General features: G+C 62.4%; 13 protein-coding genes. 8 read left to right on the top strand and 5 right to left on the bottom strand.

Going from position 1 to position 13,991, the window contains the following annotated elements; all coding sequences use genetic code 11:
- Positions 1–7: 7 nt before the first annotated feature.
- Both RHP75_RS05990 and RHP75_RS05995 read right to left on the bottom strand, forming a co-directional pair.
- Entirely contained in the window at positions 8–781 is a 774-nt protein-coding gene (locus RHP75_RS05990) for an SDR family oxidoreductase (RefSeq protein ID WP_311090917.1), read from the bottom strand.
- Positions 778–1,107 carry a nuclear transport factor 2 family protein gene (locus tag RHP75_RS05995; RefSeq protein WP_311090918.1) on the bottom strand — a complete coding sequence of 110 codons (330 nt, stop codon included), beginning with the start codon at positions 1,105–1,107 and terminating at the stop codon, positions 778–780. The genes RHP75_RS05990 and RHP75_RS05995 overlap by 4 nt, the downstream gene beginning before the upstream one ends.
- Before the next feature lie 117 nt (positions 1,108–1,224).
- On the opposite strand from RHP75_RS05995, the gene RHP75_RS06000 reads away from it, so the two are divergent.
- Entirely contained in the window at positions 1,225–2,142 is a 918-nt protein-coding gene (locus tag RHP75_RS06000; protein ID WP_311090919.1) for a LysR family transcriptional regulator, read from the top strand.
- A gap of 28 nt (positions 2,143–2,170) precedes the next feature.
- On the opposite strand, the gene RHP75_RS06005 is transcribed toward RHP75_RS06000, so the two are convergent.
- On the bottom strand, positions 2,171–3,610 hold the full coding sequence (locus RHP75_RS06005; protein WP_311090920.1) for an HD domain-containing phosphohydrolase: 1,440 nt from the start codon (positions 3,608–3,610) through the stop codon (positions 2,171–2,173).
- A 90-nt stretch (positions 3,611–3,700) separates the two neighbouring features.
- Between RHP75_RS06005 and RHP75_RS06010 the strand changes: the two genes are divergently transcribed.
- From RHP75_RS06010 to RHP75_RS06035, 6 genes are all read left to right on the top strand, one after another.
- Positions 3,701–4,474, top strand: coding sequence for an alpha/beta hydrolase (locus RHP75_RS06010; protein WP_311090921.1), 774 nt, complete (start codon positions 3,701–3,703; stop codon positions 4,472–4,474).
- Positions 4,475–4,665: 191 nt separating this feature from the next.
- Positions 4,666–5,562: a LysR family transcriptional regulator gene (locus tag RHP75_RS06015; RefSeq protein WP_311090922.1), complete on the top strand. Its 897-nt coding sequence runs from the start codon at positions 4,666–4,668 to the stop codon at positions 5,560–5,562.
- Positions 5,563–5,565: 3 nt separating this feature from the next.
- Positions 5,566–6,468 carry a LysR family transcriptional regulator gene (locus RHP75_RS06020; protein ID WP_311090924.1) on the top strand — a complete coding sequence of 301 codons (903 nt, stop codon included), beginning with the start codon at positions 5,566–5,568 and terminating at the stop codon, positions 6,466–6,468.
- A 177-nt stretch (positions 6,469–6,645) separates the two neighbouring features.
- Positions 6,646–7,275 carry a glutathione S-transferase gene (locus tag RHP75_RS06025; RefSeq protein ID WP_311090926.1) on the top strand — a complete coding sequence of 210 codons (630 nt, stop codon included), beginning with the start codon at positions 6,646–6,648 and terminating at the stop codon, positions 7,273–7,275.
- A gap of 51 nt (positions 7,276–7,326) precedes the next feature.
- Positions 7,327–9,381, top strand: coding sequence for a pyridoxamine 5'-phosphate oxidase family protein (locus RHP75_RS06030; protein ID WP_311090927.1), 2,055 nt, complete (start codon positions 7,327–7,329; stop codon positions 9,379–9,381).
- Positions 9,382–9,627: 246 nt separating this feature from the next.
- Complete coding sequence (locus RHP75_RS06035) at positions 9,628–10,104, top strand: nuclear transport factor 2 family protein (RefSeq protein WP_311090928.1); 477 nt, start codon at positions 9,628–9,630, stop codon at positions 10,102–10,104.
- Positions 10,105–10,285: 181 nt separating this feature from the next.
- On the opposite strand, the gene RHP75_RS06040 is transcribed toward RHP75_RS06035, so the two are convergent.
- Positions 10,286–11,029, bottom strand: a complete 744-nt coding sequence (locus tag RHP75_RS06040; RefSeq protein ID WP_311090929.1) for an SDR family oxidoreductase — start codon at positions 11,027–11,029, stop codon at positions 10,286–10,288.
- A 141-nt stretch (positions 11,030–11,170) separates the two neighbouring features.
- Here RHP75_RS06040 and RHP75_RS06045 point away from each other — a divergent pair, with 141 nt between their 5' ends.
- A complete protein-coding gene (locus tag RHP75_RS06045) occupies positions 11,171–12,076 on the top strand; it encodes a LysR family transcriptional regulator (RefSeq protein ID WP_311090930.1) in 906 nt (301 codons plus the stop codon).
- Between the two features lie 143 nt (positions 12,077–12,219).
- On the opposite strand, the gene RHP75_RS06050 is transcribed toward RHP75_RS06045, so the two are convergent.
- Complete coding sequence (locus RHP75_RS06050) at positions 12,220–13,929, bottom strand: amidase (protein ID WP_311090932.1); 1,710 nt, start codon at positions 13,927–13,929, stop codon at positions 12,220–12,222.
- Between the last annotated feature and the right edge of the window lie 62 nt (positions 13,930–13,991).

A 13,991-nucleotide genomic window follows, 5' to 3' on the forward strand; every position in this document is an offset into this window, starting at 1 on the left:
TGCAGTGCTAGGCGGTTGGCACGGTTCCGCCATCAATTACAAACTCGCTCCCCGTGATGGATGCCGCGCGAGGCGATGCCAGGAAGGCAATCAGGTCAGCAACCTCTGACGGCTTGGCAGGGCGGCCGAGTGGAATACCACCGAGTGCATCCATGATGATGCGTTTCCCTCCCTCGTAATCGGTACCGGCTTCCTGCGCCAGCCGCTCGGCCAAGGCCACCGAGGCTTCGGTCTCGATCCAGCCAGGCGACACCCGCACCACACGCACGCCTTGTGGCGAGACTTCTTTCGACAGGCTTTTGCTGTAGGTCGACAGCGCCGCCTTGGCCGCTGCGTAAGCCGTAGTGGCTTCGGGCAAGGGCAGGCGGTTCTGAATCGAGGTCACATGGATGATCACGCCGCTCTGGCGCTGCAGCATCGCCGGGAGCAGGGCGCGATCCAGGCGCACGGCTGGTAGCAGGTTCAGGTCGAGTTCGCGTTGCCACTGCGCGTCGTCCAATACCGCAAAGCCGCCGCTGGGGGCCGATGAGCCACCTAGGACGTGGACGATGATGTCCACATCCCCTAGCCGTTGCTGGGCTGCGGCTACCAGTGTTGCGCAGCCTTCCGGGGTCGCGAGGTCGGCCTGCACGAACAGTTCAGCCGGCAGATCGCTGGTTGCCTGTCGAGCCGAGGTCAGCACCTTGGCGCCCTCGGCAAGGAACAGCTCGACGACCGCGCGGCCGACGCCTTTGGTCCCGCCGGTGATCAGTACTCGCTTACCGCTCAGATCGAGGTTCATGGCGCGATCTCCAGCGAGCGAATCTGGCCGTCCTGCAGCAGGAACAGATGATTCAGCTGCAGCGGGCTGCCGGGGAAGTTACCGACCAGCCGCGCCGTGACGCTTAGCGAATCGTCATTCTGCGTCGCCGTCAGCGGCTCGACGCTGTAGGTGAAGGCCTGGCGGGCCTGCTGTTGCCAGGCTGCGATGGCGGCAATGCCCTGGTGCGTGCGATTTTCGTCGGTCACGCTGGCGTCTGTGTAGAAGCAGGCAGCAAGGCGCGAGATGTCGCCGCCATTGCTGACAGCAAAGTAGGTCTGTACGGCGTCAGGCAGTTGCAGGTTCATGGCCTGATCTCCTCTCACAGTGGGTTGGGGTTTACGACTGTGATCTTGCCGCTCGTTTGATAGTTTGCTCAACTGGGACAGAAGTTAACGACCTATCCCGAATATCAGGACAGTTACATGGCAGATTCGCGCCTTGGTCTCAATGAGCTTGAAGCTGTACTGGCCGTGGCGCGCCGTGCGTCGTTTCGACAGGCAGCCATCGATCTGGATGTTTCGACCACGGCATTGAGCAACACCATTGCCAAGCTGGAGGCGAGCCTCGAAACGCGGCTGTTCAATCGCACCACCCGCAGCGTGTCGCTGACCGAGGCGGGGGCGATGTACCTGGAGCAAGTCGGCCCGGCTCTGCAGGAAGTGCGTGCGGCGCTCGAAGCGGTGCGCTCGCACAGTGCCGGGCCATCGGGTGTGTTGCGCATCAATGCGTTTGCCAGTGCTGCCCGCGCCGCGTTGCTGCCGCTGGTGTTGGCGTTTCTGCAGCGTTACCCGAAGGTGCATATCGACCTGGTGACCGAAGGCCGCCTGGTGGATATCGTCGCGGACGGTTTCGATCTCGGCGTGCGTTCTGCGAATCTTGTGCCCAGCGATATGATCGTGATTCCGCTCGGCCAGCCGCAGCGTTATGCCGTAGTCGGCTCGCCCGCCTACTTCGCCCAGTACGGTCGGCCGCGTAGCCCGGCGGACTTGCTCACGCATCAGTGCATGCGCATCCGTCTGCCGAATGGGGCGATCTACCCCTGGCATTTTGAACGGGCGGGCGAAGTAACCCGGCTTGATGTGACAGGCCAACTCACCCTGGACGAGCCGAGTGTTGCCAAGGCGGTGGTGCAGGAGGGCGTGGGTCTGGGCTTTTTTATGCAGCAGGACGTGCAGGCTGAACTCGACGCCGGACAGTTCGAGCGGGTGCTGGAAGAGTGGACGCCGCCCCGTGACAACCTGTGCCTGTACTACCCGAACCGGCGCAACCCCTCCGCCGCGCTCAAGGCCTTCACCGCCCTGGCACGCGGTAATCTGCCGAGCAAAGACCAGCTGGGTTAATGCACCGACTGTCCACAAGCGCCTGCTATCAGGCGATCAAGCCCAGGGTCAGCCCCTTCAAGGTGGCGGCCGCGCGGGTGGAGCAACCTAGTTTGCGGAAGATGCTTTCCATGTGGGTGCGCACGGTGCTCGGGCTGATCTCCAGCCGCCGCGCCACTTCCTTGTTGCTGGCGCCACGGCTGATTTCCAGCAGAATGGAACACTCGCGGGGGGTGAGCAGCGCGTTCTTTGGCTGCGGCAAGCGGCGTTCGCCGCGTGCGGCAGCGATCACCGCTGCGCAGATGTCAGCGTCGAACAAGCCACGGCTGGCGTCCTGTTTGAGCAGCCGCGCCGCCTCTGCTTCGCTATGGGCGGGCCGCCAAGGCCTGGCGCTCCTTAACGCCACCCAGGCGACTGCGCTGGCGAGTAGACGATACGCGGCGCACTGGGCATCGGCCGACGCACCGCGAAAGTAGCCGCTGCCGTCGAGTCGTTCGTAGGCATGGGCGGCAATCTCGCCAGGTACCGCCAGCTCAGTGATTTGTCGTGATGCCTTATGCGTCCAGTAGGGGACGAGGTGAATACGTTCTGTGGCGCCGTAGGGTAGCGGCCCGGCAGTGTTCCACAGCTGATTGGAGACGGCTGCCCGCCCCAGTCCATGGATCAGCGCGGCTTTGCCAATCTCCGTCTGGTCGGGCTCTGGTAGCCCCCACAAGCGTGCGGCCTCAACGGCAATCAGCGCCACCTGCCGGGAGTAACCTGCCAGCCAGGGCAACTTCAGATCGATCACGTCACCCACCAGCGTCAGTGACACGAGGCGTTCGAGCCGGGTGTCGTCCTGCGCCTCGGCAGGTGTTTCCAGTTCCACTAACCATGCCTTGGCATTGCGCACCAGCAGCGTGGCGAGGGCGGCGGGGTAGCGGCGGTCGGATTGTTCGCTGATCCAACTCAGCGCCGCATCCAGGCCATGGGCGCGGCTGAGGATGTCCAGGTCGCCGGCCAGCACCACCTGGTAGGCCACGTCCGGGATGTGCTCGTGGCTCACGCCGAAAGGGCGGCCGGTTCCGTCATAGGTTTCAAATATCCGGCACAAGCCGGCTTCGACCGCTGCGCCGAGTTCGAGGGTTTTCGCGATCTGGCCAGACACCTCGCAATGCACCACGGCGAGCGGTGCGGCTTGATGCACGGCGTTCATCTGTTCGGCGCCCAGGGTCTGGTCGAGCATCGCGCGGCGGCCATCGACATCATTGCCCAGCAAATGGGCGAAGCCATCGGCGTTGGCGGTGCAGCCGGACCAGCGCAGCAAGGCGACCTGCTGCGCCGTCATCAGGTGCTCGCCGTCTCCGTGCATGGCGCGCGCCAGCATCTGCGCCAGGCGGGCAACACGTTGGGAGTGGCCAAGGGGCTGGCCCATGCTGAGGTCGCCGGCCTGGGAGATAGCCCCCAGCGCGCCGCTCAATGAGATGTCGAATTGCAACGCGCTATCCATGAAGAAAAGCCCCAGGGTCGGATAAATGACCGATACCCGCTAAGCAGACCCGTCAGCAGAATTTGAACTCCCAACACAGGAGTTCAGCCCATGAAAACATTCAAGTCGCAACTCGTCACCGCCGCCTTCGCCCTGACCAGCACCCTTATGGTAAGTGTCAGCCAGGCTGCCGAGGCAACGCCTTCGGTGGTCATCGTACACGGCGCCTTCGCCGACGGCTCGGACTGGGCCAAGGTAGTGCCGTATCTGCAGGCTGAAGGGGTGGCCGTGACGGTGGTGCAAAACCCACTGACCTCGCTGGCCGACGACGTTGCTGCCACCCAGCGCGTGCTGAACAACCAGCCAGGCAACGTGGTGCTGGTCGGCCACTCCTGGGGCGGTACGGTGATCAGTGAAGCCGGCGCCCATGAGAAAGTCAGCGCCCTGGTGTACGTTGCGGCCTTCGCCCCCGATGCCGGGCAGATCAGTGGTGAACAGGGCAAGGGCGCGCCTACGCCGCCTGGCATCAGCCAGATCAAGGCGGACAGCAACGGCTTCCTCTACCTGACGCCAGAAGGCATGGCCAAGGACTTCGCCCAGGATCTGCCGGCGGCACAGACCGCGGTGATGAGCGCAACGCAAGGCCCGATCAAGGCATCGGCCTTCGATGATCGCACCACGGTCGCTGCCTGGAAGACCAAGCCGTCCTGGTACCTGCTCGCCTCTGAGGACCGCATGATTCACCCCGACGTTCAGCGCTCCAGTGCCAAGCGTATCGGCGCCACCCTGACCGAACTGGGCACCAGCCATGTGCCGCAGCAGTCACAGCCTGGCGAAGTGGCCAAGGTGATTCTCGAAGCGGTGCGCAGTGTCGATGCGCAGTGAGCGGGAGTGCAGTTTCATGCTCATGGCCTATGACCTGAAAAATTAAGGGCTTAACCTCTCCCGAATGTGCTCGCAGCCACTGCAAGGATTTTCAGCAGTAGGCTGCGCGCAAACACTACGCTAGGGTCTGTTAGGCCATTCTTTTAGGTCAGTCTCGACGTTGGGCGGTGAGTGTGGACAGGTTTCAGGAGATGAAGGTACTGCTGGCCGTTGCGGAAGCAGAGAGCTTTGCCGGCGGTGCCAGACTGGTGGGGATGTCACCACCCAGCGTGACCCGGGTGATTGCCGGTTTGGAGAAGCGCTTGGGCACGCTGTTGCTGGCGCGCAGCACGCGAAGCCTGCGCCTGACCGAAGCGGGGCGGCGTTATGTGGAGGACTGCAAGCGTATCCTGCTGGAGCTGGAGGAGGCCGAAGAGTTGGCCACTGGCAGCAGCATTCGTGCACGGGGCAACCTGACCGTGACGGCTCCGGTGATGTTCGGTGAGCTGTACCTGATTCCGCTGATTACCGAGTACCTGTCGGCGCATCCACAGGTGACGATCAATGCGCTGCTGGTGGATCGTCTGGTGAATATGGTGGAGGAGGGCGTGGACGTCGCCATCCGCATCGGCCAGTTACCGGAAACTGGCTTGCAGGCCATCAAGGTTGGTCATATTCGCCCAGTCATCTGCGCTGCACCGGCTTTTCTCGAACGCTTTGGCCGGCCACAAGAACCCAAGGAGGTCATGGCTGCGCCCATCGTGATGTCCTCGGCCAGCAGCCTGCTCACCGACTGGCAGTTCAACCTGGGCACCAGCGCTCTTACCCTGCATCCCAAACCGCGCCTGTTGGTGAGTTCCAACCAGGCGGCGATCAATGCTGCACGGCTGGGTTGGGGCCTGACGCGGGTGTTGTCGTATCAGGTGGCCGAGCTGGTCGCCAAGGGTGAGCTGGAGATCATTCTGGAGTCCTTTGAGGCTTCGGCACTGCCAGTGCATGTGCTCTATCAAGGCGGCGGCCGAGTACCCGCCAAGGTGCGCACCTTTGTCGATTTCTGTGCCAGCCGCTTTCTACAAGACCCAGCGCTGCAAAGGGGCGAAGGTGCTTAAGCCATGAGCCGCTATCGGCAGATGCAGGTATTCGCCGCCGTGGTGCAAGCCGGCAGCCTGGCCGCGGCCGCGCGCCAGCTTGAGCAGTCGCCTGCGACCATCATGCGCAGCATCGCCGCCCTGGAAGCACGGCTGAACAACAGGCTGTTGCTACGCGGGCCGCGCGGCGTCGAGCTAAGCCCCGCGGGCGAGCAGTTTGCCGTCAGCTGTCGGCAGATTCTCGAACACACCGCCGTTGCCGAGCGCTCTGCCGCTGGCATGCATGCGTGCCCCGCTGGTCGGTTGAGTCTGTCGTTACCGCTGCTGATGGATCAGCAGGTACTGATGCCAATCGCCCTCGATTATCTGACGGCGTTCCCTGAGGTGCAGTTGGTCACTCAGGCCCGCGAAGGCGTGCCCAAACTGCTTGAGGAGAACATTGATGTTGCCCTGGTGGTGGGCCATCTGCCTAACTCGTCCGGGTTTGCCATGCCGGTGGGCAGGGTGCGGCCGATTGTTTGCGGTTCTCCCGCCTACCTGGCCAAGTGGGGGCGCCCGCAAACGCCCGAGGACCTCAAAGCGCATCGCACGGTACTGACCACCGCCAGCGGCCAGCAAAGCGAATGGCGTTTTTATGGCGAGCGCTCCATACGCTTGGTGAAACCCTTGCCGGTACTGACGTGCACCACTCAACGCGCCGCCATCCATGCCGCGACGCTGGGGCTGGGGCTGATTCGCTGCATGAGCTACGAAGCGCACCATGAATTGCAGAGCGGGTTGCTTGAGCCGGTATTGAACGACTTTGCCAGCCAGGCCTTGCCCGCCCAGTTGATCTACCGCGACGGCCGCCGGGCCGAGGCGCGTGTGCGCACCTTTATCGACTTCGCCACGCCAAGGCTACGGGCTCATCCGGCATTTCTAGACTGACAGGGCGCTGAGAACATGCCTGTGTGCGGTTGCATTCTTTTATAAAACGAAATTATGCATTGCTCTGCATGGTGATTCTGCTTAGCTGCGAGCAGGCGCAGCATAAACCTACCAGCGCAAAAGTCGACAACCCGGTTTGACGTCGCTGACTACCCTAACCCCATACGGAGCCGCACCATGTCTCAGCCAGCCATCAAACTCTATCGTCACCCACTGTCCGGCCACGCCCATCGCGTTGAACTGCTGCTCTCTCTGTTAAAGCTGCCCACCGAATTGGTATTTGTTGACCTGGCCAATGGGGCACACAAGAAGCCTGAATTCCTCGCCATCAATGCCTTCGGCCAAGTACCGGTGATCGATGACAACGGCACCGTTCTCAGCGACTCCAACGCCATTCTGGTTTATCTGGCGAAGACCTATGGCAAGGGTGCCTGGCTGCCTGAAGAGCCCCTCGCGGCGGCGCGTATTCAGCGCTGGCTGTCGGTGGCAGCGGGCCAGTTGGCTTACGGCCCTGCATCAGCTCGGCTGATCACCGTGTTCGGTGCGCCTTTGAATGCCGAGGATGTGATCGCCCGTTCCCATGCCCTGCTCAAGGTGATGGACAGCGAGCTGGCCAACAGCCCGTTCCTGGCTGGCGCAACCGCCAGCATCGCCGATGTCGCCAACTACACCTATATCGCCCATGCCCCGGAAGGCAATGTCTCGCTACAGGCCTATCCGAATGTGCGGGCCTGGCTGGAACGGGTCGAAGCACTGCCAGGTTTTGTGCCGATGCAGCGCACTGCCGCAGGTCTACAAGCCGCCTGAGTCGACGCAGGCTGCCGGGTCTCCCGGCAGCCGTCTTGAGGAGCGCATTGCATGGATCATCTGCCCAAACACCGCCGCTCGCCCTGGCATGCCGGGGAAAAAACGCTTCAGGACATCTACAGCGTCGCCGAACGCATGGAAGTGATTGGGCAGAAGGTCATTCGCGATTACATGCCCGACCAGCACCGCGAGTTCTACCAGCAACTGCCGTTTATGGTTGTCGGTGCAGTCGATGCACAACAACGGCCCTGGGCGACCCTGCTGGAGGGGCCGGAAGGCTTCGTCACCTCGCCCGATCCGCAGCAGTTGCTACTGGCCGTTCAACCTGACGAGCAGGACCCAGCCGCTGCCGGCTTGCAACCCGGCCACGCCATTGGCCTGCTGGGCATCGAGCTGCATACGCGCCGGCGCAATCGCATCAATGGGGTGATCCAGCAGGTTTCTGCTGATGGTCTTGCCGTTGCGGTCGAACACTCCTACGGCAATTGCCCCAAGTACATCCAGGCACGCTCTTATACCCACTCATCGGAGCCGTTGCAGCAGCGGGCTGAGCGCGAGAACTTCACCGAACTGAATGACCGCGCCACCGCGATGATCCGTGCGGCGGACACCTTTTTTATCGCCAGCTACTTCGACCATGACGCGCACAATCGCTCTGTGGACGTCTCGCACCGTGGTGGCCGTGCCGGCTTTGTCAAAGTCGAAGGCAACCGGCTGACGATTCCCGATTATGCCGGCAACCTGTTCTTCAACACCTTGGGCAACCTGCAGGCCAATCCGGTTGCGGGGCTGTTGTTTGTCGATTTCGCCACGGGCGACATCCTGCAACTCACCGGCCGCACCGAGCTGATCCTCGACAGCCCGATGATCCACGCCTTCGAAAGTGCCGAGCGCTTGTGGACCTTCGAGGTTGAGCAGGCTGTGCTGCGCCCGGCGGCAACCTCCTTGCGCTGGACCTTTCACGACTACGCACCGACCAGCCTGGCCACCGGAAACTGGGCGGATGCCGACGCGAAGCTGCGCCAGAGTGAGCAACGCCGGCAGTGGCAACAGTGGCGCGTGACCCAGGTGCAGCAGGAAAGTCAGGACATTCGCTCGTTTTATATTCAGCCGCTGGATGGCACGGCGGTGGCGTTTACTCCGGGCCAGCACATGCCGGTGCGTCTGCACATTCCAGGTGTTGAGCTGCCACTGGTCCGCACGTACAGCGTTTCCAGCGCGCCGTCTGACGGGCAGGTGCGCATCAGCGTCAAAGCCCAGGGACCGGCTTCGCACCACCTGCACAGCCAGGTGCAGGTGGACGATGTGCTGGAAGTTCGCTCGCCCATGGGCAGCTTTACCCTGATCGAAGAAACCGAGCGCCCGGTGGTGTTGATCGCTGCCGGGGTGGGCATTACGCCCTTGCTCTCGATGTTCCGCGAGCTGGCCGCGCAAAATCATCAGCGGCAACGCCATGTGCATTTGTTCCAAAGCGCCCGAACCCTGGCGGACCTGTCATTCCAGGCCGAACTCAAGGCGCTGCAACAGCGCGATAGCGAGCACCTGCATATCCATCGTGCACTCAGTAGCCCAGGCACCGAGGCGGTTGTGGGGCGTGATTTTGAAATCACCGGTCGCCTCGACTTTTCCCAGGTAAAGGCACGGCTGCCGCTGGATGATTACGACTTTTACCTGTGCGGCCCCGGCGGCTTTTTGCAGGCCATGTACGACGGGCTGCGGGCGCTGAACATCCCGGATGAGCGCATCCATGCCGAGGCATTCGGCCCTTCGACGCTGCAACGTTTAACGGTTGAACAGTCTGCTGCGCCGATTCAGTTACCCGCCGCCAGCGCCCCAGTACCGGTCTACTTCGCGTCCTCGGCGAAGGAGGCGCGCTGGACGCCGGGCAGTGGCAGCTTGCTGGAGCTGGCCGAGAGCCGTGGTCTGAGCCCCGACTTCAGCTGCCGGGGTGGTTCGTGCGGCACCTGCAAAACGCGTCTGGTCAGCGGCCACGTGCATTACCCCAACCCACCGGCGCAACTGCCAGAGGGCGACAGCGTGTTGATCTGCTGCGCCGTACCGGCGGAACTGGACGGTGCTATCCAACCCCTGGTGCTTGATCTCTAGTGAGGTGCTGCGACATGAACCGCGAAACAGTGAACCGTTACGACGCGCCTGACGCATCGGGTGAAACGCCAGGGCACTGGGAGGTGAGTTATTTACTGCCGCAGTTGCTGCCTGGTTCTGAGTACTCGGGCCACGACGTAAATGCGGCGCTGATGGGGGTGTTGAAGCGGCTATTTGCCGCCTTACGGACACCACGTGTAGCGCCGCCCGTCATTCCATCCCTCACCACGTGCAGGAGCCAGCGCCATGTCTACCGCTGAAATTCGTCAACCGGTTCCGCCCTTTACCCGGGAGTCCGCCATCTTAAAAGTCCGTCTTGCCGAAGATGGCTGGAACAGCCGCGATGCGGCCAAAGTGGCCATGGCTTATAGCCTGGACACCCAATGGCGCAACCGCGCCGAATTCGTCACCAGCCGTGCCGAGGCGCAGGCGTTTTTAGAACGTAAGTGGCGCAAGGAGCTGGAGTACCGCTTGATCAAGGAGCTGTGGGCGTTTACCGATAACCGCATCGCCGTGCGCTATGCCTACGAATGGCACGACGACTCGGGCAACTGGTTTCGCTCCTACGGCAACGAGAACTGGGAGTTCACCGAAAACGGTCTGATGGCGCATCGCTTTGCCTGCATCAACGACCTGCCCATTGAAGAGTCCGAACGCAAATTCCGCTGGCCATTGGGGCGGCGCCCTGATGACCATCCGGGGCTTTCGCAATTGGGGCTATAAGTCCAACCGACTCAGAAGGGCTGAGCGCTGCATGGACGGGGCCGTCATCGAGTACCTACCTGAATAGCCGTCGCAACGTGGTGCCCTTTGCAGATACTGGTGAACATCCGTTTGCTCACCAGCGCGTGTTCCTGCGCTTGCTGGTTTTCCAGCAGAGGCGCCCACAGGCGCCTTGCTTGGTTTAGAAGTCCTGTACGGTTGGGCGCAGCACGATTTCGTTGATGTCGACATCGGCAGGCTGCTCGATGGCGAAGGCGATAGCGCGTGCCACTGAGTCGGCGGGAATGGCCTGCTGGTAGAAGTCGACCACGAAATCGCGGCTGGCCTGGTGGGAACTGCCGAACTTGAGTTCAGAGTCGACGGCGCCCGGCTCGATGGTGGTGGTCCGAATACGACCACCCACTTCATGGCGCAGCCCCTCGGAAATGGCGCGGACCGCAAACTTGGTACCGCTGTAGACCGTACCACCCGGGCTGAATACCTTCAGGCCCGCGACCGAGGCGATATTGATGAAATGCCCGCTGTTCTGCTGCTGGAACACTGGCAGTGCGGCTGCTACCCCGTACAGCAAGCCTTTGATATTGATGTCAATCATGCGGTCCCACTCGTCCACCCGCCCTTCGCTCAGCGGGGCGATGGCCATCAGACCTGCGTTGTTGACCAGCACGTCGAGGCGGCCGAAGGTGTCTATTGCGCCCTGGATCAGTGCCTTGACGTCATCCTGGGAGGTGACATCGGTCTGGTAGGCCACCGCTTGGCCACCAGCGGCTACCAGCTCTGCAACCAGCGCATCCAGTTTCTCCTTGCGGCGTGCCGCCAGGACTACACGCGCCCCTTTTTCTGCCAGATGGCGGGCCGTGGCCTCGCCCAAACCGCTGCTGGCGCCAGTGATGATGACTACTTTTCCGGAAATATTGTTGCTCATGCTCTGAACCTCATCGTGACAGGTTGAACGACGCCGGGAGATGTCCCTGGCTTGCGAGCACAGTAGAGCCACTGCAAATCTCAATAAATGGAAATGTTTGGATTAAGCTATTCCTTATTTTGGAATAAAGGCGGGTAACACATGCTCAATCGCATGGAGATGGTCAGGATCTTCTGCGCCGCTGCCGAGTCCGGCAGCTTCCGTGCAGCCGCAAGCCGCCTGGGTATTTCACCGCAGAGCGTGACGCGCGCCGTTCAGGCGCTGGAAGCCGAGCTGGGTGAGCCGCTCTTCCACCGCAATACCCGTCAGGTGCATATCACCGCCTTTGGCCAAGGCTATGCACAGGAAGCCCGTTCGGCCCTTGAGCACTTCGATGCACTCTTTCGCTCGCATCGCAGTGAACCTGAGCTTTCAGGCCGTATCGGGATTACCGCGCCGCAAACTATTGGCCGACACTACCTGGTTCCGTTTCTGCAGCCGCTGATGGCGGCTCATCCACACTTGCAGTTCCACTTGCGCCTGGAAGACCAGATGACGGACTCGGTGGAGGCGCAGATCGACATCGGCATTCGGGTCGGCTTGATACGCGACCGTCGTTACGTTGCGAAGGCACTGGCACCCGTACCCATGCATGTGGTTGCCAGCCCGGAGCTGGTCGAGCGGATTGGCTCACCGCGCTCGATTCAGGCGCTTGACGCCTGCCCACTGTCCGCGTTGATCGACCAGCGCAATGGCAGGCCCTGGCCTTGGCTGTTCGCCGATGGCCAAAGTTTCACTCCCCGGCAACCCGTGTTGATTTGCGACGATGCTGATACCGAGCTGGAGGCGATTGTGTCCGGCACCTGTTTTGGTCAGATTCCCGCCTACCTTGCCAACCCATTAATCCGCAGCGGCAAGCTCATAACCGTGTTGGATGAGCTTGCTCCACCGCCCTGGGACCTGTTCATTTATCGCCCGCAACAGGGCCCAGTTTCACGCCGAGTACGCCTGGTGTTCGATCACTTGACTGAGGCATTTCGCGACCCCCAACGTTTTCCTAGCGGCTGAGTTACCGCCGGGGTTGGGCTGCACATGCCTATCTTCGGCTGTGTGAATAATTCTGCACGTTGTACCAGCCGACCACTGTAGAGGGGCACGCCGGCGTATTCCCCTCAAAGCCGCTCATGTGAGCGGCTTTGTTGTCTGCGGCGTTAACCGCGCGACAGTGGCGGCGTGCGTGGCGGCACCAGACGTTTCGAACCGGTGGATTCGAACGCGGTGGCAAAGCGCAGCAGGGCCGAGTCGTCATAGGCGCGGCCGGCGAAGGTCAGGCCGGCTGGCATGCCGATATCGGCCATCACGCCCATTGGTACGGTGACGGTGGGCACGCCCAGGTGACGGATGGCCAGGTTGCCGTTGGCCACCCACACACCGTTGCTCCAGGCGATATCCGCAGACGCTGGATTGACGTCGGCATCCGCCGGGCCGACATCGGCGACGGTGGGGAACAGCACGGCGTCGAGGCCGAGGTTGTCCATCCAGTCTTCCAGGTCGAGCTTGCGGGTGTGCTCCAGGCCGCGCAGGCCGTCGGGCAGTGTTTCGATCTGGTCCCAGGTCTTCAGGCCGCGCTTGGCCATGTTGACGTATTCGTCCATGCCAGCGGCCAGGTCGCCTTCGCGGTTGGGCAGGGTGCCGGGGTCGTGGGGGAATATCTGCGGGCCGTCGACATCTGCCAGGCGATTGAGCTTTGGGTCTCCGTTGGCGCGCAGGAAGTCGTCAAAGGCCCAGCCGCTCAGTTCCCACAGTTCGTCATGCAGAAACTCCGGGGTGACGATGCCGCGGTTGTACGCGGTCGGTGCGCCGGGGCGGTCGCCTTCGCAGTTGGACACCAGCGGGAAGTCCACTTCGATGACTTCGGCGCCGGCGGCTTCCAGTGCCTTGCGTGCCTGCTCCCAGAGCGCAATGACTGACGGCCGAGTGTGGATGCGCTGGCCAGTCGGGCCGCCAATGCCTGGGTTTTCGCTGGTGCCGGCGGCGTCATCCTTGTTGATAAACATACGTGGCACGCCAAAGCGTTTGCCAGCCAGGGCATCGGCTTTGGCGGCCAGGTCGGCATAGGCGGCTGGACGTACCTCGGAGGCTTTCGGGATCGACACCCAAGGCTGCAGGCGCCACAGGTCGCCACGGTTGTCCGGGTCATCGGCGACCACGATATCGAGTATTTCCAGCAAGTCGGCCATGGTTCGCGCATAAGGCACCACCACGTCCATGGTCGGCGTCAGCGGCCAGTTGCCGCGTACCGATATCACTCCGCGTGATGGCGTGTAGGCGCACAGGCCATTGTTCGAGGCTGGGCCGCGACCGCTCGACCAGGTCTCTTCGGCCAGACCAAAAGCGGCAAAACTGGCGGCAGTGGCGGTGCCGGCACCGTTGGATGAGCCGGAAGCGAAGGGCGCGGTGAGGTAATCGGCGTTGTACGGGCTTTCCGCCCGGCCATAGACGCCGCGTTGCATACCTCCGTTGGCCATGGGCGGCATATTGGTTTTACCCAGGCAGATGGCCCCGGCGGCGCGCAAACGCTCGACGGTAAAGGCATCGCGATAGGCGACTAGGTCCTTGAAGGCTGGGCTGCCGGAGGCGGCGGTCAGGCCCTTGACCAGGTAGCTGTCTTTGGCCGTGTAGGGAATACCATCGAGTGGGCCAAGCGTTGCACCACGGGCGCGGCGCTCATCGGATGCCTGGGCTTCCTTGAGCGCATCGGGATTGCGCACGACGACTGCGTTAAGTTGGGTCGGGGTGCCGGCAGCATCGTAGGCGTCGATGCGGGCGAGGTAGGCCTGCACCAGTTCGACCGCCGTGGTCTGGCCGGCTTTGAGCGCGGTGCGCAGTGAAGCAATGGAAAGCTCGGTTACCTCGATCATGCTGTCACCGCTGGCTGTTGAAGAAAGTTGTTCATATCAGTTCTCGTGGCGCTGTTGTGTAC

The organism is Pseudomonas sp. SG20056, from assembly GCF_031764535.1.
In the GTDB taxonomy this organism is placed as follows: Bacteria; Pseudomonadota; Gammaproteobacteria; order Pseudomonadales; family Pseudomonadaceae; genus Aquipseudomonas.